Source organism: Nocardia sp. NPDC047648 (genome assembly GCF_040642815.1).
Classification (GTDB): domain Bacteria; phylum Actinomycetota; class Actinomycetes; order Mycobacteriales; family Mycobacteriaceae; genus Nocardia; species Nocardia gamkensis.
In genome coordinates, this window is sequence record NZ_JBEYSX010000021.1 from 45,489 (window position 1) to 68,140 (window position 22,652).

At 68.0% G+C, this 22,652-nt stretch carries 25 protein-coding genes; 13 read left to right on the forward strand and 12 right to left on the reverse strand.

Annotated elements, in window-relative coordinates:
• Positions 1-149: 149 nt before the first annotated feature.
• From ABZ803_RS31915 to ABZ803_RS31925, 3 genes are all read right to left on the reverse strand, one after another.
• Positions 150-1,232, reverse strand: coding sequence for a hypothetical protein (locus tag ABZ803_RS31915; RefSeq protein WP_357045048.1), 1,083 nt, complete (start codon positions 1,230-1,232; stop codon positions 150-152).
• Positions 1,233-1,255: 23 nt separating this feature from the next.
• The gene (locus tag ABZ803_RS31920) at positions 1,256-1,735 is read right to left on the reverse strand and encodes a hypothetical protein (protein ID WP_357045050.1); all 480 of its coding nucleotides are present in this window, start codon (positions 1,733-1,735) and stop codon (positions 1,256-1,258) included.
• 557 nt (positions 1,736-2,292) lie between these two features.
• Complete coding sequence (locus tag ABZ803_RS31925; protein ID WP_357045052.1) at positions 2,293-2,607, reverse strand: hypothetical protein; 315 nt, start codon at positions 2,605-2,607, stop codon at positions 2,293-2,295.
• Between the two features lie 777 nt (positions 2,608-3,384).
• Between ABZ803_RS31925 and ABZ803_RS31930 the strand changes: the two genes are divergently transcribed.
• The 3 genes from ABZ803_RS31930 (at position 3,385) to ABZ803_RS31940 (ending at position 5,371) form a co-directional block, all read left to right on the forward strand.
• Positions 3,385-4,584: a helix-turn-helix domain-containing protein gene (locus tag ABZ803_RS31930; RefSeq protein WP_357045054.1), complete on the forward strand. Its 1,200-nt coding sequence runs from the start codon at positions 3,385-3,387 to the stop codon at positions 4,582-4,584.
• A 4-nt stretch (positions 4,585-4,588) separates the two neighbouring features.
• Positions 4,589-5,155: a flavoprotein gene (locus tag ABZ803_RS31935; RefSeq protein ID WP_357045056.1), complete on the forward strand. Its 567-nt coding sequence runs from the start codon at positions 4,589-4,591 to the stop codon at positions 5,153-5,155.
• A 75-nt stretch (positions 5,156-5,230) separates the two neighbouring features.
• The gene (locus ABZ803_RS31940) at positions 5,231-5,371 is read left to right on the forward strand and encodes a hypothetical protein (RefSeq protein ID WP_357045058.1); all 141 of its coding nucleotides are present in this window, start codon (positions 5,231-5,233) and stop codon (positions 5,369-5,371) included.
• A 15-nt stretch (positions 5,372-5,386) separates the two neighbouring features.
• On the opposite strand, the gene ABZ803_RS31945 is transcribed toward ABZ803_RS31940, so the two are convergent.
• A complete protein-coding gene (locus ABZ803_RS31945) occupies positions 5,387-5,671 on the reverse strand; it encodes a GNAT family N-acetyltransferase (protein WP_062971064.1) in 285 nt (94 codons plus the stop codon).
• A gap of 46 nt (positions 5,672-5,717) precedes the next feature.
• Positions 5,718-7,076: an FAD-linked oxidase C-terminal domain-containing protein gene (locus tag ABZ803_RS31950; RefSeq protein ID WP_357045060.1), complete on the reverse strand. Its 1,359-nt coding sequence runs from the start codon at positions 7,074-7,076 to the stop codon at positions 5,718-5,720.
• A 224-nt stretch (positions 7,077-7,300) separates the two neighbouring features.
• Between ABZ803_RS31950 and ABZ803_RS31955 the strand changes: the two genes are divergently transcribed.
• Together ABZ803_RS31955 and ABZ803_RS31960 are read left to right on the forward strand one after the other, a co-directional pair.
• Complete coding sequence (locus ABZ803_RS31955) at positions 7,301-7,630, forward strand: hypothetical protein (protein ID WP_357045062.1); 330 nt, start codon at positions 7,301-7,303, stop codon at positions 7,628-7,630.
• An 87-nt stretch (positions 7,631-7,717) separates the two neighbouring features.
• Positions 7,718-8,200: a GtrA family protein gene (locus ABZ803_RS31960; RefSeq protein WP_357045173.1), complete on the forward strand. Its 483-nt coding sequence runs from the start codon at positions 7,718-7,720 to the stop codon at positions 8,198-8,200.
• Positions 8,201-8,209: 9 nt separating this feature from the next.
• On the opposite strand, the gene ABZ803_RS31965 is transcribed toward ABZ803_RS31960, so the two are convergent.
• The 3 genes from ABZ803_RS31965 to ABZ803_RS31975 are packed head-to-tail and all read right to left on the reverse strand — an operon-like array spanning position 8,210 to position 10,164.
• The gene (locus tag ABZ803_RS31965; protein ID WP_357045064.1) at positions 8,210-8,863 is read right to left on the reverse strand and encodes a Type 1 glutamine amidotransferase-like domain-containing protein; all 654 of its coding nucleotides are present in this window, start codon (positions 8,861-8,863) and stop codon (positions 8,210-8,212) included.
• Positions 8,864-8,869: 6 nt separating this feature from the next.
• Positions 8,870-9,706, reverse strand: a complete 837-nt coding sequence (locus ABZ803_RS31970) for a maleylpyruvate isomerase family mycothiol-dependent enzyme (RefSeq protein ID WP_357045066.1) — start codon at positions 9,704-9,706, stop codon at positions 8,870-8,872.
• Positions 9,703-10,164: an HIT family protein gene (locus ABZ803_RS31975; RefSeq protein ID WP_157114050.1), complete on the reverse strand. Its 462-nt coding sequence runs from the start codon at positions 10,162-10,164 to the stop codon at positions 9,703-9,705. The genes ABZ803_RS31970 and ABZ803_RS31975 overlap by 4 nt, the downstream gene beginning before the upstream one ends.
• Before the next feature lie 407 nt (positions 10,165-10,571).
• Here ABZ803_RS31975 and ABZ803_RS31980 point away from each other — a divergent pair, with 407 nt between their 5' ends.
• The 6 genes from ABZ803_RS31980 (at position 10,572) to ABZ803_RS32005 (ending at position 16,145) form a co-directional block, all read left to right on the forward strand.
• Positions 10,572-11,777 carry a Re/Si-specific NAD(P)(+) transhydrogenase subunit alpha gene (locus tag ABZ803_RS31980; RefSeq protein ID WP_357045068.1) on the forward strand — a complete coding sequence of 402 codons (1,206 nt, stop codon included), beginning with the start codon at positions 10,572-10,574 and terminating at the stop codon, positions 11,775-11,777.
• On the forward strand, positions 11,777-12,106 hold the full coding sequence (locus tag ABZ803_RS31985; RefSeq protein WP_357045070.1) for an NAD(P) transhydrogenase subunit alpha: 330 nt from the start codon (positions 11,777-11,779) through the stop codon (positions 12,104-12,106). Before ABZ803_RS31980 ends, ABZ803_RS31985 begins: the two co-directional genes overlap by 1 nt.
• Complete coding sequence (locus ABZ803_RS31990; protein WP_357045072.1) at positions 12,106-13,536, forward strand: NAD(P)(+) transhydrogenase (Re/Si-specific) subunit beta; 1,431 nt, start codon at positions 12,106-12,108, stop codon at positions 13,534-13,536. The genes ABZ803_RS31985 and ABZ803_RS31990 overlap by 1 nt, the downstream gene beginning before the upstream one ends.
• Before the next feature lie 123 nt (positions 13,537-13,659).
• A complete protein-coding gene (locus ABZ803_RS31995; protein ID WP_357045074.1) occupies positions 13,660-14,781 on the forward strand; it encodes a DUF5925 domain-containing protein in 1,122 nt (373 codons plus the stop codon).
• Positions 14,782-14,910: 129 nt separating this feature from the next.
• Positions 14,911-15,675: a hypothetical protein gene (locus ABZ803_RS32000; protein WP_174554914.1), complete on the forward strand. Its 765-nt coding sequence runs from the start codon at positions 14,911-14,913 to the stop codon at positions 15,673-15,675.
• Positions 15,676-15,695: 20 nt separating this feature from the next.
• Positions 15,696-16,145: a nitroreductase family deazaflavin-dependent oxidoreductase gene (locus ABZ803_RS32005; RefSeq protein ID WP_357045076.1), complete on the forward strand. Its 450-nt coding sequence runs from the start codon at positions 15,696-15,698 to the stop codon at positions 16,143-16,145.
• A gap of 5 nt (positions 16,146-16,150) precedes the next feature.
• On the opposite strand, the gene ABZ803_RS32010 is transcribed toward ABZ803_RS32005, so the two are convergent.
• Positions 16,151-17,473: an MFS transporter gene (locus ABZ803_RS32010; RefSeq protein ID WP_357045078.1), complete on the reverse strand. Its 1,323-nt coding sequence runs from the start codon at positions 17,471-17,473 to the stop codon at positions 16,151-16,153.
• Positions 17,474-17,748: 275 nt separating this feature from the next.
• On the opposite strand from ABZ803_RS32010, the gene ABZ803_RS32015 reads away from it, so the two are divergent.
• A complete protein-coding gene (locus tag ABZ803_RS32015; RefSeq protein WP_357045080.1) occupies positions 17,749-18,714 on the forward strand; it encodes an AraC family transcriptional regulator in 966 nt (321 codons plus the stop codon).
• 57 nt (positions 18,715-18,771) lie between these two features.
• Positions 18,772-19,194 carry a thioesterase family protein gene (locus ABZ803_RS32020; RefSeq protein WP_357045082.1) on the forward strand — a complete coding sequence of 141 codons (423 nt, stop codon included), beginning with the start codon at positions 18,772-18,774 and terminating at the stop codon, positions 19,192-19,194.
• 8 nt (positions 19,195-19,202) lie between these two features.
• On the opposite strand, the gene ABZ803_RS32025 is transcribed toward ABZ803_RS32020, so the two are convergent.
• Genes ABZ803_RS32025 through pdhA form a run of 3 tightly spaced genes read right to left on the reverse strand, consistent with a single transcriptional unit; the run spans position 19,203 to position 22,642 of the window.
• A complete protein-coding gene (locus ABZ803_RS32025) occupies positions 19,203-20,519 on the reverse strand; it encodes a dihydrolipoamide acetyltransferase family protein (protein WP_357045084.1) in 1,317 nt (438 codons plus the stop codon).
• 30 nt (positions 20,520-20,549) lie between these two features.
• Entirely contained in the window at positions 20,550-21,533 is a 984-nt protein-coding gene (locus tag ABZ803_RS32030; RefSeq protein ID WP_040865105.1) for an alpha-ketoacid dehydrogenase subunit beta, read from the reverse strand.
• Positions 21,530-22,642 carry a pyruvate dehydrogenase (acetyl-transferring) E1 component subunit alpha gene (gene pdhA, locus ABZ803_RS32035; protein WP_357045175.1) on the reverse strand — a complete coding sequence of 371 codons (1,113 nt, stop codon included), beginning with the start codon at positions 22,640-22,642 and terminating at the stop codon, positions 21,530-21,532. Before pdhA ends, ABZ803_RS32030 begins: the two co-directional genes overlap by 4 nt.
• Positions 22,643-22,652 lie beyond the last annotated feature (10 nt).

Genomic DNA, 22,652 nt, shown 5'->3' on the forward strand with positions numbered 1-22,652 from the left:
GCATTCCGTTTCAATTGCCGGGTGTCGTGCTGTCGACCCGTGCGACGTCTCACGATGTCAGGGGTGTAGCGCAGCCGTTCGCACGGCAGACCCGAAGCCCATCCCCGATCACGGACCGACCACCCGGTGAGGCGATCGAGCGCGGATGGCTATTGTTCGCGGGATAACCCGCGTGCGCGGTCCTGTCCGTGTCCGGTGCCGCCACGCGCCACGCTCGGCGCGTGACCAGGGGGCTGCCGCACCGCTGCCTGCGGGTGATGCGCTTGCCCCAGCCACAGAAGTCTTTCGACCTCTGACAGTCGGCCTTTCTCGTCCAGCTCCTTGAACGCCGCATTGCGTGCCTCGTCCAACTCCTTGAACGCCGCTTCCCGTTCCTTCTCGGCTGCTGCTGCGCGTGCCTCGGCTGCTTCGCGTTCCACGCCGGCGGCGTCGGCTGCTTCTCGGGCCGCTTGTTCTGCGGTGTAGGTGGTTTCGCGTTCCTGATGCTGGGTGGGCGCCGGGAGTTCCTGCGCCACCCGTTCGGCGGCTTCCCGTTCGATCCGTGCCCGTTCGGTTTCCGGAGTCTGGCGTGCTTGGCTGGCTCGCTCGACCTCTACTCGGGCCTGCCGGTCGCGTTCGACCTGCTGCGGCGCATCCGCGCGGCCTCGCGCAGCGGCCTCCCGGAACTGCTGCGCCTTCCGAAACTTCTCGGCTCGCTCTTGCGACCGCACAATCATGCGGATCTTCGCCAACCGTTCCCGCGCCCGGTCGGCTCGATTCAACTCATACGGTCGGATCAGCTCCAATTGTCGAGATACCAGCGACCGCCCGAGTTGCATCGCGCGAAGTGCATCCGGCCTCGAGATTACTTCGTGCTGAAACCTGCCCGGGAATTCCTGGGCTATTTCACGCATGTATTCGAGGACGGAGCGTGGCACCGTTTCCCCGGAAACGGTCTCCCATCGGCTTTGGGTAAGTATTCCTGCCTGAAGCGCCGCGCGTTCAGTCTTCAGTTGCCTGAGTGTTTCCCGCTCGTTGACACGGCCTGATTTTCGTTCGACACCGTTTGCGCCCCTGCCCTGGGTGCGTGCGGAATCCAGTACGCGTACGCTCTTTCCGATTCTGATTGCGAATTGACGCACCCAACCGCGTTCGCGAGTCTCGCCTCGGATCTGCGCTCTTCCCAGTTCGAAGTACAGGCCCTTTTCGTAGTTGGTCAATCGTCGCCGGATGGCATCGTACTCATCGGGCACTGTCGCCCCCCATAACGGTCGAATCAGGCAGGTCTACCGGCCATGCGAATGCTGTATTCGACTCCTTCGGGGCCGAAATTCTCCATGAACAACTCTTCCGCCAGTGATATCAGCTCGCAGCCGAGACCACTGTCAGAGAAGTGCACAGCGGGTCCGAAATCGGAATATAAAGGCGCACCAGAGTCCGGGCTATTCGTCCATGTCATCCCGGCATGCCGCCGCACGCAAGCTTCCCCCAAGAACCGAACGAATTGATCTGCGGCCTCCCGATTCTCCGGCGAAATGAACTTATTGCGGTCACGGAAACGATCCCGTGCCGCTTCCAAAACTTGCAACGTCAACGGCGGTTTCCACCATGCATCGGTGTAAGCAGCGACTCCGGGAACCGTGTCGGACAAGAATTTCCGAATGGCCGATTCCATGCGCTCCGGCGCAACCCAATCCAAGTACGCCTCCGTTGCGGCATCGAATTCGATATCAAAACCCATCTGGTCGTCGTCCACTGGCGAAGCCTTCCCCTCGTGCGAGCTGTCTCATATCGCGGTTTTCGAGCACTACAGTGTCACGTCGGTACGTGTCGCCGGGCAAATGGTGTGCGGAGGCCGGGGTGTCGCATCGTCGCTCGACGTGCAGCCGCTCGCACGGCATCCGGGGCAGTCGATCAGTCGCACCGCTGGCGATGGCTACATCGTCGGTGCAACGGTGGATACTTTCGTCTTCTACGAATACCAGGGCCGCAGTCAAGCATGCCGCGTAACGCAGGTTGTGGCCGCGCATTCGCGCGATCGGCTGCACGCCGAGTTCGTCCGGCAGAGGTGAGGTCATGCCGTGCAAGGAGTGGATGGGTTCGGCTGGTTCGGGTTGCATGCGGGCCTTCCATGATCGGTTCACCTGTACGTGAATGCTGCTGTAGTGCAATGAGTTCGGCGGTTTGAGCAAGGCCCGCGGACGGGTTCGGTTGGGTGCACCTATGCGGACTCCCGTCCGCGCAGCCTTCTCCCTTCCCGTGGGTTGCAAAGGGGGACCAAGGGGCGCGGTGCGCTGGGGCGGTCTGGGTGGTTCAGGTGTTGTTGAGGTGATGGCCGATGACCGCGGGAATCAACAGATCCAGAAGGGTGATGTCATCGGCGGCGGGGATGTTGTCGATGATCGGATCGAGCAGCGGTGCGGCGTACAAGCGGCCGGTGTGCGGTCCGGCGGCAGTGCGGGCGCTGCTGATCAGTGCATAGACGACCACCGCCATTACGCGAACACGGGTGGTATGGCTCATCCCGTCCCGCAACGCATCCGCGGTGGCCGCCACGAGGGTGCCGATCACGTCGGTGAGGACGTCGAGTTCGGCCTCGGCGCGCTCGGCGTCCTGGTCCCCAATCACCGACCGGCCTGCGGCGGCTGCACGGGCTGGCACGCGGGACCACACCCGTACGGCACCGTGGTCGTGTCAGGCATACGCCCTCACCGCCCGACGCTGCCTGGAGCGCTGGGCGGCGCATCCCCGGATCGCCTCGACCACAACCCGCCCCGGCGGCCGATAGGAATCACGGGGAGGCTGCACCCACGCCCGGAACAAACCGGGGCGCTGTCCGGGACCGGGCAACGCGATCTCTCCGGCACGAAGGATCGACACGCTCAGTCGCGACATCTCCGCGAACAATCGAATGTCCTCCGGTAAGTCCGGCTCCGTGAGGAAGGTCCAGCGCTGCGAACGCGGATGCGTCAGTACCGGTCCGGATGGCTGACCCGTGCGGTGCATCCATGCTTTGACTTCTGAGCCGATGAACGCGGGCATCATCAATCCACAGACCCGCCCTGCGCGTAGCGTGATGCGGCCTAGATGCGGTGGGTGGACTTCGGCGGGCAGGTCACAGACGTGCCGGTAGAAGTGGCACAACGACAATGGTGTGTGCCCAGCGTGTTTCGATGAATCCACAATCGGCTCCCCTGCTCGATGCATTGGTGTGCACCCGACGCCGAGGCCCAACCGCCGGCCGCCCATCATCGGGCGACCAGCAGGGCCGGGATGAGGAACCGGCGGCACCCGGCGTCGGGGCTGAGTCGAGGGTGGCGGAGATCGTCCGCCGGAACTTGCACAAAATCGGCACACTGCCGAGTTTGGTTGACGTGGGGGTTCTCAGCGTTGGACGCTGGGCATATGACCGGCGAGTCGAGAACAGCCATCGGTGTCCGGATTGCCGAGGTGCGTAAAACACATGGTGTCACGCAAGTGTCGCTGGCACGGCGGGCGCGTGTGTCGTCATCGTTGTTGCAGAAGGTGGAGCGTGGCACCCGGCCGGCTAGCCCGTCGCTTATCGCTGCGGTTGCGGCGGCGTTGGGTGTCAGCGTGATCGACCTTACGGAACAGCCGTACTGGTCGCGTAATGCTGCACCGGACTCAGAGCAGTCGGGTGTGCCAGGGCTTCGGCAGGCGTTGGTAGAAGGTGACGATCCGGATATCGATACCGCTGTTCGAGGGCTGGTCGAGCTTCGAGCGGCGGTCGCTGAGATCAAAGAGTTCGACCGACGAACGAAGCACGCGGAAGCGGTGCGGGCCTTACCCGACGTGTTACGCCATTTGCATCGGGCCAGTCAGGATGCCGCGGCCTCGGATCGCGCAGAAGTGTTCGAATTGCTCTCTGCTGCCTACTCTTACGCTGTCGTAGCCCTGTATCGGCTAGGGCATCTCGACTTGGCGCACTTGGCGGATGAGCGCGCGAGGCGGGCGGCATCCCTCGGCGGAGACCCGCTGCGCGCCGCAGTCAGCGAGTGGAACCACGCTTTGATTCTGCTCTTCGATGGGTCGTACAACGCAGGACTGCGGAGCATCGACCGGGCCGCGGCACTCGTCGACCTGGCGCCGAAGGACCCCAGTTCATCAGCGGTCCGCGGCGCTCTGCACCTACGGGCCTCGGTCTTGGCGGCACGAAGTGGGGACGGTGAACTTGCCGACGAGCACTTACACGCGGCGGGTGAACTAGCGGTGCCGTCACATGAGGCAGCAAACCATTACGGAACGAAGTTCGGTGCGGCAAACGTCGATATTCATCGTGTGGCGGTACCGGTCGAACTGTGTGACGGCACCACGGCTGTATCGAGAGCTGACGGCATTCGCCTCCCGGCTGACACGGCACCGAGCCGCAGCGGCCACTACTGGATCGATCTGTCGCGGGCGTGGCTGCTACACGGCGACCGGCGGCGCGCGTTGGAATCGTTGAGTCAGGCACGACGCATCGCGCCCCAGTTGACCCGCTACCACCCACAAGTTCACGAGACGGTTCGTGCATTGGCAGCGCGTGACGCGCGCACCACCAGCAGCTTGGCGAATTTCGCGGCGTGGTGCGGGGTGAAGGGCTGAGCCGATGGAAGAGACGAACGAACACCGCAGCCCGGTCCTGTACGCCCTCGTGACGGGTTCACCCGCTGCACGCGATGTCGGCAAACTGGTCGAGTTGGCCCAACGTGACGGCTGGGACGTCTGCGTCATCGCCTCCCCGGATGGTCTGCGATTCATTGACGCTGCCGCCTTGGCTGCACTGACCGGTCACACAGTTCGCAGCGAGTACAAAGACCCTGACGCGCCGGACGTGCTGCCACCCCCAGACGCGATGATCGTCGCTCCGATCACCTGTAACTCGCTGGCCAAGTGGGCCGCCGGGATCTCGGACACCTTGCCGCTGGGTCTGCTGGTCGAAGGCGTCGGCAAGCAACTGCCCATCGTCGCAATGCCCTTCTCGAACTGGGCACAGATCAGATTCCCTGCTGTACAGGAAGCGATGGCCAAGCTCGAACGATGGGGTGTAACCGTTCTGGTCGGCGACAACGTATACCGCCAACATGACCCTGGAACGGGAGACCGGTACCTCGACCAGTTCCCCTGGGCGCTCGCATGGAAGAGCCTTCTGGACAGGTGGTCGCGGACGTCCTGACCGCGCTACCGACCAACAGACCCCGGCGACTTCGGGTCCGAAAGGCCGGGCGGTTCGCTGACCGACCGTTTCGGCGTGACCTGGCAGGTCATCCCGGAAACCCTGGGCGAGCTGCTGGACGGCGCCGAACCGGGGCGGGCCGAACGGATCCTGACCGCGGTGCACCGCATGACGAAAATCGATATCCGAGGCTTGCTCGAGGCAAGCGGCGGTTGAGCGGCTCGGTGCTGCTCAGGAGACCAAGTCGGCGTATTCGCGGTGTTCGGCGATGTACTTCTCCACGTACCAGCAAGTGGGGATGACGGAGAATCCGGACTTGCGGGAGTCGTCGAGGGCGTATTCGACGACCTGGGCGGCTACTCCGCGGCCCCGGAACTCCGGGAAGGTCATGGTGTGGTGGAAGTCGCGGACCTTGGGGTCTTCGCGTTCGGCGTAGTCGGCGTACCCGGCGAGGGTGTCGTCGATGTAGATCTCGAAACGGGTATCGGCGACGTTGTGTTCGAGCCTGGTCGTCATGTTGGGGTAGAACTCCTTGTCGGCTGGGAATGTTCCGTCGCGGCGGTCACAGGATCGCGCCGGGATTGAGGATGCCGTCCGGGTCGAGGGCGTCCTTGATGCGCCGGGTCAGGGCCATCACGTCGGGGCCGAGCTGATCGGGCAGCCATGCCTTCTTCAAGCGGCCGACGCCGTGTTCACCGGTGATGGTGCCGCCGAGGGCGATGGCCAGGTCCATGATCTCGCCGAAGGCGCGATGCGCCCGCTCGGTGAGATCCGCGTCGGAGGGGTCGTGCACGATCAGCGGGTGGGTGTTGCCGTCGCCCGCGTGCGCGATCACCGACACCGTCACCGCGTTGCGCTCGGCGATCTCGGCGACGCCGCTCACCAGGTCGCCGAGCCGGGGCAGCGGCACACCGACGTCCTCGAGCAGCAGCGGACCGAGCTTCTCCACGGCGGGAATCGCCAGCCGCCGGGCGGCCGCGAACGCCTCGCCCTCGGCGGGGTCCTCGGTGTGGAAAACCTCGGTGGCGCCTGCTTTCTCGCAGGCCGCCGCCATGATCTCGGCCTCGCGCCTGGCGAATTCGCCGGGTGCGTCGGAGCGCGCGACCAGCAGCGCGGCCGCCTGCCGGTCCAATCCCATCCGCAGCTCGTCCTCCACGGCGTTGATCGACACCGAGTCCATGAACTCGAGCATCGAGGGCCGCAGTTCGCCGGTGATGGTCAGGATCGCCTCGGTGGCGGCGGTGAGCGTGGGGAAGCTCGCGACGACCGTGCTCTGCGGCGGTTGCGCGGGCAGCAGTCGCAGGGTCAGTTCCGTGATCACTCCGAGCGTGCCCTCGCTGCCGACGAACAGCTTGGTCAGCGACAGTCCGGCCGAGTCCTTCAATCGCGGACCGCCCAGCCGCACGACGGTGCCGTCGGCGAGCGCGACCTGCATCCCGAGCACGTAATCGGTTGTCACGCCGTATTTCACACAGCACAGTCCGCCCGCGTTCGTCGCCGCGTTACCGCCGATCGAGCAGATCTCGAACGACGACGGGTCGGGCGGATACCACAGCCCGTGCTCCGCGACCGCGCGCTTGACCTCGGCGTTGAGCAGGCCCGGCTGCACCACGGCGGTCCGGGTGACCGGGTCGACCGTGATATCCCGCATCCGCTCGGTGGTGAGCACGATCGCTCCGTCGACCGCGGTGGCGCCCCCGGACAGCCCGGATCCGGCTCCGCGCGGGATCACCGGGACACGATGCGCGCTGGCCCATCGCAGCGTGGCGGCCACGTCGTGGGTGCTGGTCGCCCGCACCACGGCGAGGGCGGTCCCGGCGTCCGGATCCCGCGCCCAGTCCTGGCGGTAGCTCGCCAGCAGGTCCGCGTCGGTGAGCACCGTGCCGTCGGGGAGGGCGGCGATCAAGTCATGCAGGTCCACAACTTCACGCTAGCTCCCCGTGCCCGCGGTTTGCTGATCGGCCGACCCGTGCGCATGTGGCGGGCGGAAGCCCCGGAATGTGATGTCACCCGCCACAGTGGTATTACCGCTGCCGGGAGACCAGAATGCCCACAGGGGCTTAGTGTTCGGGGCATCGAGTTCTCCCGCGCCGCCGTGTCGTGGCGCAGGCCGACCATGCGGTTCGCCGCGTACCACTTGGAGGGATGGAACGGATGCAGGGCGAACAACCCAGTCGCCGGGAACTGGTCGCCGCGATGTTCTCCAGCGAGTTCGTCGAGGGCGGCATCGACCCGGACGTGCTGCGCCGTGTGCACGCGGGCGAGCACGAGGAGTGGCTGAACGCGCTGGACCGCTCCGGTGTCTTCGGCAAGGAGGCCCTCGCCGAGCTGGCCGACCTCTGGCGCCGCGAGCCCCGCGAGTTGCTGGAGGCGCTGCTGGCGGACGCGGACGATGTCGCGCGGCGGCGGTGCCTGGCGGCTTGGGCCGGCTTGGACCAGGCCGAGGACGGTCCCGGCCGGGCGCAGATCAGCTGATCCACCGGGTGGTCGCCGCCCGCTCATCTGCCGGACATCTGCCGCTGGCAGCCTGGTCGCGTGCACGAGCTGTCCGAGACCGCCGATATGATCGCCGACCGGTTCACCCGCTGGTGCGAGGCGGTCGTGCAGCGGCTGCCGTTGGGGCTGGACCGTCTCGTCCCGCCGACCTTCCTGGGCTTCGCGCTGATCAACAGCGGCACCTTCGCCGTCGATTTGGCGCTGCTCACCGTCTTGCACGGCTCGTTCGATCTGCCGGTGTGGTTGTCGGTGACCGTGGCGTACGTGTGCGCGTTCGGACTCGCCTTCGTGCTGAACCGTAGGTTCAACTTCCATTCCCACGCGCCGGTCGGCAGGCAGGCCACGGTGTACGTGGGGGTGGTCGTGGTCAACTACCTCGCGTTCATCCTCGGCGTCGGCAGCGGACTCACCGCGCTGGGGCTGGAGTACCACCTGTCCCGGTTGCTGGCGGGCGCGTGCGAAGCCGTCTACATGTACAGCGCGATGCGCTGGGTGGTCTTCCGCCGGGTTGCCGAGCCGGAACCCGAACTCGCGCCGGACGCGAGGTGAAGACGACGCTCACGACACCACCGGAGCGATGAGCACCTCGGTGCGCGCGCCGTCGACGACGATCGCGTCCTCGTCGGTCAGGGCCCAGTGCTCGACGCCTCCGGCGCGGTAGCGGGCGGCGAGCCGAGTGCACTCACCGTCGGGGTCGGTGGCCGAAGCGATGTGCGGCACGATCCGGCGGTCGACCAATCCCAATCCGTCCCATCGCGGTTCGATGCCGCACGCCGGGGCGACCTCGCCGGGATCGTCCACCGACTCCAGGCCGTGCAGGTCCGGTGTCATCACGCAGGCCCCGGCGCTGTAACCGGCGTAGACGAGCGCGTCGGAGGCGAGCAGCCGGAGAAGCGCTCGGTCCGCGCCGCTGCGGGCGAACTGGGCGCGCAGCACGAAGGTGTTGCCGCCGCGCACCCACACCAGCGGGAATTCGGCCAACTTCCGTTCCAGCTCGGCTTCCCGACCGGCGTACTCGCGCAGGTCGAGCACCTCGGGCCGGTAGCCGAGCTTGCGCAGCGGCGCCATGTCACTGGTCACCGCGCCCGCCCACACCTGCGGCCAGGCGTCGCAGGCATTCGGAATCAGCGCCACCCGGCCGGGTGGGCCCGCGAGCGCGGCGAGCCGGTCGTAGTGCGCCCCGAAGCGATAGCTGGACAGGAACAGCCGCATCGCGGATCAGATGGTGAAGGCCAGGTGGCGCACGATGCGTTGCCCGAGTTCGGCGTCGCCCTGGATGGTGATCTCGTCCAGGTGCTCCCCGGCGTCCGTCCGACCGCCGCCGAGCCGCACGAAAAGCCTCGAGTCCAGGCCGATCTCTACCGTGGCGGGTTCGTCGAACGCGTCCACGTAGCGCGCCCGGCCCGCCACCTCGATGTGCAAGGTCCTGGCCAGGGGGCCGGTCAGCGCGAAGGTGATCCGCGCGCCGTCCGGCGCCTCGCCCTTCTTCGCCACCACGCGCGGAATGCTGCCCGCGAACTCCGCGAACGCGAGCCGGCCGCGTGGCCCGCCCTCTTCCACCGGCACGCCGAGCGCGTCGGCGATGTCGAGTTCGTGCATCCAGCAGTCGAACAACCGCACCCGCATGAACCTGCCGTAGGTCACCTGCCCGATCGGCGAGATGGTTTCCTTCTCCCACTCGGCGTCGCCCATGGCCGCGAGCGCGGCGCGTCTGCGCGCGATGACGTCGCGATAGAACTCGAGCAGCCGGGCGCCGGACAGCGGACGCAACCGGTCCACCCAGATCTCGTTGAGCACCGCGGTCTCGTTGCGCACGTAGGGAAGCGTGCGCACATCGGTCTTCGCGGTGGTGGGGTCGTGCGCGGGCGGGCGGTCACCCAGCAGCCAGGACTCGGTGCCGACCATATGGGCGAGGACGTCGAACACGGTCCAGCCGGGCAGCGACGACGGGGTGCGCCAGCGGTCCTCGTCCAGCGGAGCGACCAGCGCGTCGATCGCGTCCCATTGCTGTGCCAGCAGGTCGATCAGCGTGGCCCGATCGAACGTCTCGGTCATCCGTCGATTTCCTTTTCCGGGCGTTCGCCCTCGTTGTCCAATGCGGCGATGCCGTCCCGGATGGCGGCGGCGGTGGTCACCGGATCGTGCGGGCGCCGCAGCAGGAATCCCTTGGCGAACCGTAGCTTGTCGCCGTGCCTGCGCGGGATCACGTGCAGGTGGACGTGCGGCACGGTCTGGAACGCGGCGGTTCCGTCGTTGAGCACCAGGTTGGCGCCGTCGGCGGCGAGGCTGCTGCGCCGGACGGCCAGTGCGAGCCGGTGCCCGGCCCGGAAGATCCGCGCGCCGAGTTCGGCGTCGAGGTCCTCCAACTCGGCGGCGTGCCGCTTCGGTATGACCAGCGTGTGCCCGCGGGCGACCGGCCGGATGTCGAGGAACGCGCAGAGCGCGTCGTCCTCGTACACCTTCGCCGCCGGCGCCTCGCCTGCCACTATGCGACAGAAGACGCAGTCGTTCACACGCTGGACCATACGGCGTACGAGCCGAGCGGAACACCCCGGAGCGTCGTTCGGCAGGACGCGCACGTCCGCTCACCGGGACGCCCGGCCTCCGATCAGCCCCCACCTCGAGGTTGGTAACAGACTTTTACGTACGGTCTTGCCGTGTTCACCTGCGGCGACCACGATCACAGAGCGAGAAGGAAAAACGGTGGACCACGGCTTCGATGGAAGACGGCTCGCTCCGTGGCGACCGGGGAACCCCCGGCGCACCGGCGCGAATCGCCCGGCGTGTGTGACGGGCATCTCAGCTACGCTCACGGCGGGCCGGGTACAGTTGCGAGGATTTGGGCGAACTTACTCGACGGTAACATCGTCCGGTCGTCTACCCGTTGCCTGAAGCTCGGTAAGAGAAGGAAGTCTGACAAGTGGAGACAACGCAGAGCGTAGGCGATCCATCGCCGCGCGGCGCGCGTGTCGGTGTCGTTCGCGAATCGAACGCGGGCGAGCGACGTGTCGCATTGGTGCCGAAGATCATCCCCAGCCTGGTGAAGCAGGGCGTGGAGGTCGTCGTCGAGTCCGGGGCCGGACAGGGCGCGCTCATTCCCGACGAAGCGTATGTGGAGGCGGGCGCGACGATCGGTGATCCCTGGTCGGCGGATGTGGTGGTGAAGGTCGCCCCGCCCAGTGACGCCGAGGTGGGCAAGCTGTCGTCGGGGCAGACGCTGATCGGTTTCCTCGCGCCGCGCAACGCCGAGAATCAGATCGGCGCGCTGAAGTCGGCGGGGGTGCAAGCGTTCGCGGTGGAGGCGATTCCGCGGATCTCGCGCGCGCAGGTGATGGACGCGTTGTCCTCGCAGGCGAATGTGGCGGGGTACAAGGCGGTGTTGCTGGCGGCGTCGGAGTCGACTCGGTTCTTCCCGATGTTGACCACTGCCGCAGGCACAGTGAAGCCCGCGACCGTGCTGGTGCTGGGTGTGGGCGTGGCGGGTTTGCAGGCGCTGGCGACCGCGAAGCGCCTCGGTGGCCGGACCACCGGGTACGACGTGCGGCCCGAGGTCGCCGATCAGGTGCGGTCGGTCGGTGCGCAGTGGCTGGATCTGGGGATCGACGCCGCTGGTGAGGGCGGATACGCCCGCGAACTCACCGACGAGGAGAAGGCCGAGCAGCAGCGGGCTTTGGAGGACGCGATCAAGGGCTTCGACGTGGTGATCACCACCGCGCTGGTGCCGGGGCGTCCCGCGCCGCGCTTGGTGACGGCCGCCGCGGTCGAGGGCATGAAGCCCGGTAGCGTGATCGTCGATCTGGCCGGGGAGACCGGCGGCAACTGCGAGTTGACCGAGCCCGGACAGACGGTCGTCAAGCACGAGGTGACCATCGCCTCGCCGTTGAACCTGCCCGCCACCATGCCCGAGCACGCCTCGGAGCTGTACTCGAAGAACATCGCGGCGCTGCTGGAGCTGATGCTGGTCGACGGCAAGCTCGCGCCCGACTTCAGCGACCAGGTGCTGGCGGATTCCTGCGTCACGCGTGAGCCGGACGCGCCCGAGACGCCTGCCGAGGCGACGGGGGCAGCGGAGCCCGCCGAGGCAGCGGCTGTGTCGGAGACGACCGAGGCGAAGGTGGAGAACTGATGTATACCGAATTGCTGGCGAATATCGCGATCCTGGTGCTGTCCGGGTTCGTCGGTTTCGCCGTGATCTCCAAGGTCCCGAACACGCTGCACACGCCGTTGATGTCGGGCACCAACGCTATTCACGGCATCGTGGTGCTGGGCGCGCTGGTCACCTTGGGTAACGTGCAGGATCCCTCGATCCTGACCCAGATCATCCTGTTCGTCGCCGTGGTATTCGGAACCCTGAACGTGATCGGTGGTTTCGTTGTGACCGACCGGATGTTGGGGATGTTCAAGGGCAAAAAAGCACCGGCCGCGGCTGGGAACTCGGCGAAGGCGGGTGAGTGATGCACACCTTCGACAACGTCACCTATCTGGTGAACGGTCTCTACATCATTGCCTTCGGCATGTTCATCTACGGTTTGATGGGCTTGACCGGCCCGAAGACCGCGGTGCGCGGCAACTTGATCGCCGCGGTGGGCATGGCGCTGGCGGTGGTCGCGACGCTGATCTCGATCCGGCACACCGACAACTGGATTCTCATCGTCGCCGGTCTGGTGGTCGGTGTCGTGCTGGGCGTGCCGCCCGCGAAGTACACCAAGATGACCGCGATGCCGCAGCTGGTAGCCGCGTTCAACGGTGTCGGCGGTGGCACGGTCGCGTTGATCGCGTGGTCGGAATTCATCAACTCCCAGGGTTTCTCGCACTTCGACGAGGAACCGACCGTGCACATCGTGATCGGGTCGCTGTTCGCGGCGATCATCGGCTCGGTGTCGTTCTGGGGTTCGCTGATCGCGTTCGGGAAGTTGCAGGAGATCCTGCCCGGCCGCCCGATCGGGATCGGCAGATTGCAGCAACCGTTGAACCTGCTGCTGCTGCTCGGCGCGGTCGCCGCGGCGGTGGTGATCGGCGTCGGCGCCACGGGTGACGGTGTGTCGCAGCTGTGGATGATCGCGGTGCTGGTGGCAGCGGGTGTGCTCGGGTTGATGGTGGTGCTGCCGATCGGCGGCGCGGACATGCCGGTGGTCATCTCGCTGCTCAACGCGCTGACCGGATTGTCGGCCGCCGCGGCGGGTCTGGCGTTGAACAACACCGCGATGATCGTCGCGGGCATGATCGTCGGCGCGTCCGGCACCATCCTGACCAACCTGATGGCCAAGGCGATGAACCGGTCCATCCCGGCGATCGTCGCGGGCGGCTTCGGTGGCGGCGGGACAGCGCCCGGTGGTGCGGGTGGTGAGCAGAAGCAGGCCAAGGCCACTTCCGCCGCGGATGCCGCGATCCAGATGGCGTACGCCAATCAGGTGATCGTGGTACCCGGTTACGGTATGGCGGTGGCGCAGGCACAGCATGCGGTCAAGGAGATGGCTTCGCTGCTGGAGGCCAAGGGGGTGGAGGTCAAATACGCCATCCATCCGGTCGCCGGTCGGATGCCCGGTCACATGAACGTGCTGCTGGCCGAGGCCGAGGTGTCCTATGACGCGCTCAAGGAAATGGACGACATCAACGGCGAATTCAATCGCACCGATGTCGCCCTGGTGATCGGCGCCAACGACGTCACCAACCCCGCGGCCCGCGAGGACGCCTCCAGCCCGATCTACGGCATGCCCGTGCTCAACGTCGACCAGGCCAAGAGCGTCATCGTGCTCAAGCGGTCGATGAACAGTGGTTTCGCCGGTATTGACAACCCGCTGTTCTATGCCGACCACACCTCCATGCTGTTCGGCGACGCCAAGAAGTCCGTCGGAGCGGTCACCGAGGAACTGAAGGCGCTGTAGGCCGGAGGTTCTCGCGAAGCGCCCCTTCACCTTCGGTGGAGGGGCGCTTTCGTAATTCGATGGACATCGCGGCAGGCCGCCCGGATCATTCTCCGGGTGTCCGCACGTCATGAGCCTCTTCGGTTGATCGGTCCCGGAGAGCCCTCGGCCGATCCCGCCGAGCGGCTGCCGTGGACCGTCGTAGTCGATTCCACGTACTCGATCCGCGACGCGATCGATGCCCTCGCGCTCGGTCCGTTCCTGCGCGGCGATCAGCCGTGCGCGCGCACCGCGCATCTGGAGCGGGTGCGACCGGAAGCGCCGCTGCGTCCCGGCCGCGGCCGCGTGGTGCGTACGGTGCGCGACAACGACAGCGGGGCGACGCTGGTGGTGGGCCCCGGCTGGTCGCTGCGGTCGGTGCGCTGGTCGGGCGGTTCGGCGATGGTCGAGGTCACCGCCGTCAGCGAGACGCTCGCGGACGAACTGCTCGCCGAGGCCATCCGGGACGCGGCGGCGCCGCCGGAGGTGGGCGACAGCGTGGAGATGGGCTTCTGGCACATGCACACCCACGGCCCGCAGCGGCGTGCGCGCTCGATCTCGGCGCCCGAGTGGTCGTCGATCCGGGGTAACTACACGGGCGAGGTCGCCACCGCGATGGATCGCCTGATGTCGCTCACCGCCGCCGACGTCCGCGGCCGCCTGGTGCTGCTGCACGGACCTCCCGGAACGGGGAAGACAACGGCGCTGCGCGCGCTGGCGCGTGCCTGGGGAGCCTGGTGCCAATTCGATTGCGTGCTCGATCCCGAGGTGATGTTCGGTAAGCCCGGCTACCTGATGGACGTGGCCGCGGGCGTCGACAATGCCGACGAGGGCGCGCCCCGCTGGCGGATGCTGGTCCTGGAGGACTGCGACGAGCTGATCCGTGGCGAAGCCAAGGAGGCGGCCGGGCAGGGACTCTCGCGGCTGTTGAACCTGACCGACGGCATGCTCGGCCAGGGCCGGGACGTGCTCGTCGCCATCACCACCAACGAGGACCTGTCGCGCCTGCACCCGGCGGTGACGCGGCCGGGCCGGTGCCTGGCGCGGATCGAGATCGGACGGCTGTCCGGCGCGGAGGCGGCGGCCTGGCTGGACCGGGAGCAGCGGCGCGAGGCAGGCGCTTATCCGGACGGCGCGACCTTGGCCGAGCTCGTGGCGGTGCGCGACGGCGAGGCCAGGATCGATGCCGTCGCGCGGGATGCGGTCAATCCGGGACTGTATCTGTGAGAACCGGCGTGCGCCGAAGCCGTTGCGGCGGTTCACCGGTCCGGCGGGGCTCGCGGTGATCAGCTAGATTCCATGGGTTCGCCCGTCGCCTGTGCGCACGGAACCACGCGAGACCCGGGGAGGGGATCCATGACAACACCACCGAACCATCCGCAGCCAGGGCAGCCCGGCTATCCACCGCCAGGCCAGCCCGGCTACCCGCAGCAACCGCCTGCCGGTGCGCCGCAGGGCTTTCCAGGGCAGCAGGGCTATCCCGGTCAGCCGCAGCCCCAGCCCGGCTACCCCGGCCAGCCGGGCTACCCGCCACAGGGAGGGTTCCCGCAGCAGCCGGGCTACCCCGGTGGGGGTTTCCCGCCGCCGGGACCGCCACCTCAGCAGAACCGGAGCGGCGGTGGCGGAGTGGGCAAGATCCTCGCCGTGCTGGGTGTCGTCGTGGTGATCGGCCTGCTGGTCATCGGCGGTCGCACCGTGTTCCGGTCGGACGGCGAGAAGATCGATATCGGTCAGTGCGCGAAACTGTCGGGCACGACCGTCAAAGCGGAGTTCGAAACCAAGGAATGCTCCGATGCCGAAGCCAATTACGTGGTGGCGCAACGGCTCGACGGCGCGAACGCGGACTGCGCCACCAAGGACTACGCCAGCTACTACCAGACCGGCAGCAACGAATACACGCTGTGCCTGCGGCTGAACGTCAAGGAGGGCGACTGCATCGACGGCGGTTTCCTCGGCGCCAGCACCAAGGTGGCCTGTGGGTCGACGGCGGACTTCAAGATCGGCCGGATCGTGCGCGGCACCGCGGACAAATCCGCGTGCGGGGCGAAGGCGACCGAGAACGACACGATCGTCTACCCCAAGCCGGAGCCGATCACCCTGTGCCTGGTGCCGCCCAAGTAGTGCGCGGCTAGCCTGGAACGATGACGAGCGTCGGCGCGCGGTTGCTGCGGACCAGATGGTTCGTGCGTGCGCCGATCTCGATGTTCCGCGCCCGGCTCGGCTTCCTGTTCGGCGGGCGGCTCCTGCTGCTGGAGCACATCGGCCGCAGCTCGGGCCGTCCACGCTATGTGGTGCTGGAGACGGTGGCGCGGCCGAGCCGCGACCGCGTGGTGATCGCTTCCGGCTTCGGCACACAGGCGCAGTGGTTGCGCAATCTCGCCGCCGATCCGCGCTGTCACGTGAGTATCGGCGTGCGCTTCAGAGCCCCGGCCCTGGCCAGGGTGCTGAGCCCGGACGAGTCCGCCGCCGTCCTCGAGGGCTATCGGCGCGACCATCCGCGGGCATACCGGAGTCTCGGCCGGATAGTCGAGGAAGCCACGGGTGCGGGCATCGACGAGGTGCCGATGGTCGAGCTGACGATGGATCGTTGATCCGGTCAGTCGGCCCGCGGCGTGGCGACGACGCTCGCGTACCGGCAGCAGAGCAGGATCGCGATCATCGGCACGACCATCGCCGTGGTCAGTGACATCACGGCGGTGAGCCAGCCGATGACCGTGGGACCGGCGAGCAGTCCGAGATAACCGATGCTGAATACCCGCGACATGTCGGTAGCGGCCCTGGCGGAGCCGAGATTCCCCGCCGCGGTGAAGATCTGCGGAATCCCGCCCGCGAGTCCGAGCCCGGCCATGGTCCAGCCCAGCAGTGTCAGCGGAATCCACGGCGAGACGACTATCACCGCCAGGCCTGCGGCCGCGACGAGCGAGCCGTACCGCACCACCGCGACCCGGCCGAAGGCGTGGCTGACCCGGTCGGCGCCGAAACGCCCGATCGTCATCGTGGTGGAGAAGGCTCCGAAGGCGAGCGCCGCGGTCGCCGCGTCCGCGTGCAGATGCTCGCGCAGCTGCAAGGCGCTCCAGTCGGCGGCCACCCCTTCGGCCAGCAACAGTGCGAAAGCGATCGCGGCCAGCGCGAACACCTTTCGGCCGCGATCACGGGCGTCGAGGGGCGTCGTCACGTGATCGCGCGTCATCCGGTCGTGGCCGGGCTGATCCGACGCCATGACGTCGTGCCGGGACGACGCGGTCGCATACGATGTCGCGCCGTGGTCCGGCGATGTCTCGTCGAGGTCGGTCGCGCGCACGGACGCGACGCCGTGGAGCGTCGCCGCCTCCGCGCCCGACTTGGTTTCGCGCAGCAACCGCGGCACCAGCGTGAGGGTCAGCGCGACGCAACTAGCCGCGGCGAGGACCAGCGTCACCCTGATATCCCATCCAGCCCGCAGTGTGGCGGCTCCGAGCAGTGAACCGAACAGGCCGCCGCCGGAGAACAGCGCGTGGAAAGCGGCCATGATCGGACGCCGGTAGGCCCGTTCCACCAGCACCGCTTGGGTATTCATCGACACGTCCAGCGCGCCGTTGCCGAAACCGAAACAGGCCAGGGCGAGTGCCAAGGTGAACGGTCCGGTGGCGAGGCCGGGGCCGATCACCGCCACCGACGCGATGCACGCGGCCGCGCCGACCAGCGTCCTGCTGCCGAACCGATCGGCGAGCGGACCCGCCAGCCGCATTCCGGCGATGCCCGCACCGGACATCAGCAGGATGAACATGCCCAGCATGGATTTCGAGACGCCCGTGCGGTCGGTGATGACCGGAATGTGCACGACCCACATGGCGAGCAAGAAGCCGTTCAACGCGAAGACCGTGAACACCGCGGCGCGCGCGACGCGGATCGGACGATCGACCGTCGGGCTCAACACCATTTCGACGGTACCGACGGATCGTCCGATCTGGCCAGCCCCGCCCGCGGCGGCGGCCCAGGGCGCCGTTGACCTGGTCGTGCGACCGTGCGTGACGCTCGGCTCTGCGCGTCACGTCCGCGAGCGGGCCTGTTTACATTGTCAACGTCTCGAGCGGCTGTGACATTCCGGATTTCCGCAGATGGCGCTCTCCCGCCACCGCTCGAGTACGCCGTCGAGGCAGAGACGGATCTTGGTTGGGCAGCTAAAAATCATGCGCCATCGTCTACTCTGGACGGGTGGATGCGCTCGCAAGTCTGCTCGAAGGCCCCCGCGCCCGCGGCGCGTTCCTGATGTGTTCTCTGCTGAATCCGCCGTGGTCGCTGCGCATCCAGGACGAGGCCCCGCTGACCGTGTTGTCGATGATCCGCGGCAAGGCGTGGATCGTCACCGACGAGGGCGAGCCGCGGCAGCTGAGCGCGGGCGACGTCGCGATCTTCCGCGGGCCCGCCCCGTACACCGTGGCCGACGACCCGGCGACCGAACCGCAGATCGTCATCCATCCCGGTCAGGTGACGAAGACACCGCAGGGTGAGATCCTCTGCGAGACACTCAGCCTGGGTGTTCGGCAGTGGGGGACCGACCCGGACGGGGCGACCCTGATGGTCACCGGAACCTACGAGTCCGCGGGCGCGGCCGGCCAGCGGCTGCTGCGCGCGCTCCCGTCGGTGCTGGTGTTGCGGCGCGGTGAGTTCGACAGCCGGGTGCTGGACATCCTGGTCGACGAGGTGACCAAGGACGAGCCCGCGCAGAGCGCGGTGCTGGACCGCCTGCTGGACCTGGTGCTGATCGCCGCGCTGCGCGCCTGGTTCGCCCGCAACGACGCTCCCGCCTGGTACCACGCCTACGGCGACCCGCTGGTCGGCAAGGCCCTGCGCCTGCTCCAGCACAATCCGGCGCACGGCTGGACGGTCGCGGGCCTGGCCGAGGCGGTGGGTGTGTCGCGGGCCGCGCTGGCGCGCCGGTTCACCGATCTGGTGGGCGAGCCGCCGATGGCGTTCCTCACCGAATGGCGGCTGGCACTGGCCGCCGACCTGCTCCAGGCGTCGGACGCCACTATCGAGGCCATCGCCCGTCAGGTCGGGTACGGCAGCGCCTTCGCGCTGAGCACGGCGTTCAAACGGCACTTCGGCGTCTCTCCGCGCGACCACCGGCACAGTCGCGTGCGGTCGGGCCCGGAGGAGGGAGCGCGTGTAGCCACGTAGGGCCCCGCACGCGGCGCGATGGATACCGCTCAGTCCCACTGAGCTATCGTCGGCCGGGTGACGCAGCAGTATCCGGTGCTCTGGCCGGTGCCGACCCGGTGGGCCGACAACGACCACTACGGGCACGTGAACAACGTGACCTACTACTCGTACTTCGACACCGCGGTCAACGCGTGGTTGATGCACGCCACCGGAACCGACATCCGCGAACTGCCCGCGCTCGGCGTGGTGGCGCAGACTTCCTGCTCGTACCAAGGCTCGATCAGCTTCCCGGACCAGTTGCAGGTCGGCTTGCGCATCTCCCGGCTCGGCCGCTCCAGCATCACCTACGATCTGGCCATCTTCCGGGAGGCCGACGGCGGGCTGGAACTGTCCGCCACCGGTGTCTTCGTGCACGTCTATGTGGACGCCGAGACCCGCAAACCGGTCGAGATCCCAGAGGTCATCCGCACCGCCGCGAAGGCGCTCGTCACCGACTGAACGCCGGGTCACGCCCGGCCGAGCAGGGTGAGCGGGTCCTCCAGGAATCCCGCGGTGGTGGCCAGGAAGCGGGCCGCCTGCTCGCCGTCGATCATGCGATGGTCGAAGCCGACGCCGAGGGTGGTCACCCACCTGATCGCGATCTCGTCGCGTACGACCCACGGCTGCTTGCGGATCGAACCGAGACACAGGATCGCGGACTCGCCCGGGTTGACCAGCGGGACGCCGGTGTCCACGCCGAAGACGCCGATGTTGGTGATGGTGAACGTGCCGCCGCGCAGTTCGGCGGTCGTCGCGCCGCCCGCGCGTGCGGTCTCGGCCAGCCAGGCGATCTCGCGGGCCAGGTCGCGCAGGCTCAGCGTTTGCGCCTCTTTGAGGTTCGGGACCAGCAGGCCGCGCTCGGTGGCCACCGCGATGCCCAGGTTGACGTAGTGCTTGGTGACGATCTCCTGAGCGGCCTCGTCCCAGCAGACGTTCATACCGGGAAAGTCCGCGAGCGCGGCCAGTGCCGCCTTGGCGACCAGCGCCAGCGGCGTCAAGGTCAGGCCCGCGAAGGATTTTGTGCTGCGCAGATGATCGAGGAGTTCCATCGAGGCGGTGCAGTCGACGGTGACGAACGCGGCGGCCTGCGGAATGGTGCGCGCGCTGTTCGACATCGCCGCCGCGGTGCGCTTGCGAATGCCGCTGATCGGAGTGCGTTCCTCGCGCACGGGCGGGCGGACCGCCGCGCTGTCCGCGCCGGGCACGGTGGGCGGTGCGGCCGGATGCGGCTGTGAGACGGGCACCGCGCCGCGCACGTCCTCGACGGTGACCGCGCCGCCCGGCCCGGAGCCCGCGATGAACCACAGATCCAAGCCGAGTTCGCGCGCCAGCTTTCGCGCGGCGGGTGTCGCTGCCGCGTTACCCGGTCGCGGCTCGGCGTCCGCCTCGCCGGGCGGTGAAACGCTGTGCGAGGGCGGCTCGACGGGGCGCCGCCGTGACGTCGCCTCCGCTTCGGGGCCGTAGCCGACCAGGACGGAAGTGCGGCCCGTGTCGCTCGCCGCGTCGTCCGCCCCGGCTGCCCGCACGCGAATGAGCGGCGCGCCGACCGCGACGGTGTCGCCCGGCCGCGCCAGCAATTCGACCACCCGGCCGGCGAACGGCGACGGCAACGAGACGACCGCCTTGGCCGTCTCCACGTCGGCGATCGGCTGGTTCAACTCGACGATGTCACCCACGGCCACCGCCCACGACACCAGTTCGGCGTCGGCCAGGCCTTCGCCGAGGTCCGGCAGCCGGAACTCCAGCACGGACGACGGAAGGTCTTGGCGGGCAGGGTTTTCCACGCGGCACCTCTCACTACGGCGAACCCCGCCTCACGCGGCGAGGGAGCGGTCGACCGCGTCGAGAATGCGGTCGGGATCGGGCAGATGGTGCTTCTCGAGCTTAGCCGGGGGGTAGGGGATGTCGAATCCGCCCACGCGCAGTACGGGCGCTTCCAGGTGGTAGAAGCAGCGTTCGGTGATCCGCGCGGCGATCTCGGCGCCGAGCCCCGCGAATACCGGCGCCTCGTGCGTGACGATCAGCCGCCCGGTCTTCGCGACCGACTCCTCGATGGTGTCGAAGTCGATCGGCGACAGGCTGCGCAGGTCGATCACCTCGAGCGAGTGGCCCTCCCGCGCGGCGATTCCCGCGGCCGACAGCGCGGTGGCCACGGTCCCGCCGTAGGCGACGACGGTCGCGTCCGATCCCGTGGCGCACACGCGCGCGCGATCCAGCGGCAGGCCGCCGTCGCGGTCGAGCGCGGCGAAGTCGACGTCGGCCTTGTCCCAGTACCTGCGCTTGGGCTCGAAGAAGATCACCGGATCGTCCAGTGCGATCGCCCGGCGGATCATCGCGTACGCGTCGGCCGGGTTGCTCGGGGTCACCACGCGCAACCCGGCGGTATGCGCGAAATAGGCCTCTGGTGATTCGGAGTGGTGCTCCACCGAACCGATGCCGCCGCCGAACGGGATGCGAATCGTCAAGGGAGCGTGGACTTTTCCCTGCGTTCGATAGTTGATCTTGGCGACGTGCGAGACGATCTGATCGAAGGCGGGATAGACGAAACCGTCGAACTGGATCTCGCACACCGGCCGGTATCCGCGCAGCGCCATGCCGAAAGCCGTTCCGATGATGCCGGATTCGGCCAGCGGCGTATCGATGACGCGGTTGTCGCCGAAGTCCTTCTGCAACGTGTCGGTCACCCGGAACACCCCGCCGAGGCGGCCGATGTCCTCGCCCATCAGCAAGACTTTCGGATCGTCCTCCAGCGCGCGGCGCAAGCCGGTGTTGAGCGCGGCGGCGAAGGTGGTGATCATCGCGGGACTCCTTCTCCTCGTGCGGAGGCCCCGCCGGGATCGCCGGCCAGGTACTCCGTGTACGCCCTCCGCTGTTCGGTGATCAGCGGATGCGGGGTGGTGTAGACGTGCTCGAACAGCTCGCTCGGCGCGGGATCGGGTGTGTCGATTGTCGCGGCGCGCACCGCTCGGGCCACCGCGTCCGACCGCTCGGCGACCCGGCTCGCGAACGCGTCGTCCCAGTGGCCCTCGCGCTCGAGCAGCCTGCGCATCCGGTCGATCGGATCGCGCCGCGCCCACTGCTCGGTCTCGGCGGCCGAGCGGTACCGGGTGGGATCGTCTGCCGTGGTGTGCGGACCCATCCGGTAGGTGAGCGCCTCGATGAACGACGGGCCGCCGCCGGAGCGCGCCCTGGCCACCGCCTGCCTGGTGACGGCGAGTACGGCGAGCACGTCGTTGCCGTCGACCTGCCTGCCCGGCATGCCGTAGCCGTAGGCGCGGCGGGCGATCGGCGTCGCGCTCTGCACCCGCACCGGGGCACTGATCGCCCACTGGTTGTTCTGGCAGAAGAACACGACGGGCGCGCTCCAGGTCGCGGCGAAGCCGAGCGCTTCGGCCAAATCGCCCTGGCTGCTGGCGCCGTCGCCGAAGTAGGCGATGGTGGCTATCTCGGCGCCGTCCAGGTGCGCCGCGAACGCGTAACCGGTCGCGTGCAGGCCCTGGGAGCCGACCACGATATTGGGGTTGGTCATGTTCACCGCGTGCGGATCCCAGCAATGGTGGGATACGCCGCGCCACAGGCGGGTGAGATCGGTGGGCGGCACGCCTCGGCAGTAGGCCACCGCCGTCTCCCGATAGCTGGAGAAGACGTAGTCGTCGGGACGCAGCGCGTGCGCGGAGCCGACCTGGGCGGCCTCCTGTCCGAGCATGGGCGCCCACAGGCCGAGCTGGCCTTGGCGTTGCAGCGTGGTGGCCTCGACGTCGATCCGGCGGGCGACCACCATGTCCTCGTACAGCGCCCGCAACTCGTCGGTCCCGACGTCGGCGACCAGCGCCGCGTGCTCGCGATCGAGGACGCGGCGGCCGTCCGGCTGCACCAACTGCACCGGAAACTCGGGCTTGCCCGGCATGGCGTTCGCC

Bases quoted from the DNA above. Each gene is read 5' to 3' on its own strand.
- ABZ803_RS31960 (WP_357045173.1), top strand. From the start codon at position 7,718: ATGATCGCCGACCGGTTCACCCGCTGGTGCGAGGCGGTCGTGCAGCGG.
- ABZ803_RS31965 (WP_357045064.1), bottom strand. From the start codon at position 8,863: ATGCGGCTGTTCCTGTCCAGCTATCGCTTCGGGGCGCACTACGACCGG.
- ABZ803_RS32000 (WP_174554914.1), top strand. From the start codon at position 14,911: ATGACAACACCACCGAACCATCCGCAGCCAGGGCAGCCCGGCTATCCA.
- ABZ803_RS31990 (WP_357045072.1), top strand. From the start codon at position 12,106: ATGCACACCTTCGACAACGTCACCTATCTGGTGAACGGTCTCTACATC.
- ABZ803_RS31930 (WP_357045054.1), top strand. From the start codon at position 3,385: ATGACCGGCGAGTCGAGAACAGCCATCGGTGTCCGGATTGCCGAGGTG.
- ABZ803_RS31955 (WP_357045062.1), top strand. From the start codon at position 7,301: ATGGAACGGATGCAGGGCGAACAACCCAGTCGCCGGGAACTGGTCGCC.
- pdhA (WP_357045175.1), bottom strand. From the start codon at position 22,642: ATGCCGGGCAAGCCCGAGTTTCCGGTGCAGTTGGTGCAGCCGGACGGC.
- ABZ803_RS32030 (WP_040865105.1), bottom strand. From the start codon at position 21,533: ATGATCACCACCTTCGCCGCCGCGCTCAACACCGGCTTGCGCCGCGCG.
- ABZ803_RS32010 (WP_357045078.1), bottom strand. From the start codon at position 17,473: ATGGTGTTGAGCCCGACGGTCGATCGTCCGATCCGCGTCGCGCGCGCC.
- ABZ803_RS31985 (WP_357045070.1), top strand. From the start codon at position 11,777: ATGTATACCGAATTGCTGGCGAATATCGCGATCCTGGTGCTGTCCGGG.
- ABZ803_RS31935 (WP_357045056.1), top strand. From the start codon at position 4,589: ATGGAAGAGACGAACGAACACCGCAGCCCGGTCCTGTACGCCCTCGTG.
- ABZ803_RS32005 (WP_357045076.1), top strand. From the start codon at position 15,696: ATGACGAGCGTCGGCGCGCGGTTGCTGCGGACCAGATGGTTCGTGCGT.
- ABZ803_RS31945 (WP_062971064.1), bottom strand. From the start codon at position 5,671: ATGACGACCAGGCTCGAACACAACGTCGCCGATACCCGTTTCGAGATC.
- ABZ803_RS31970 (WP_357045066.1), bottom strand. From the start codon at position 9,706: ATGACCGAGACGTTCGATCGGGCCACGCTGATCGACCTGCTGGCACAG.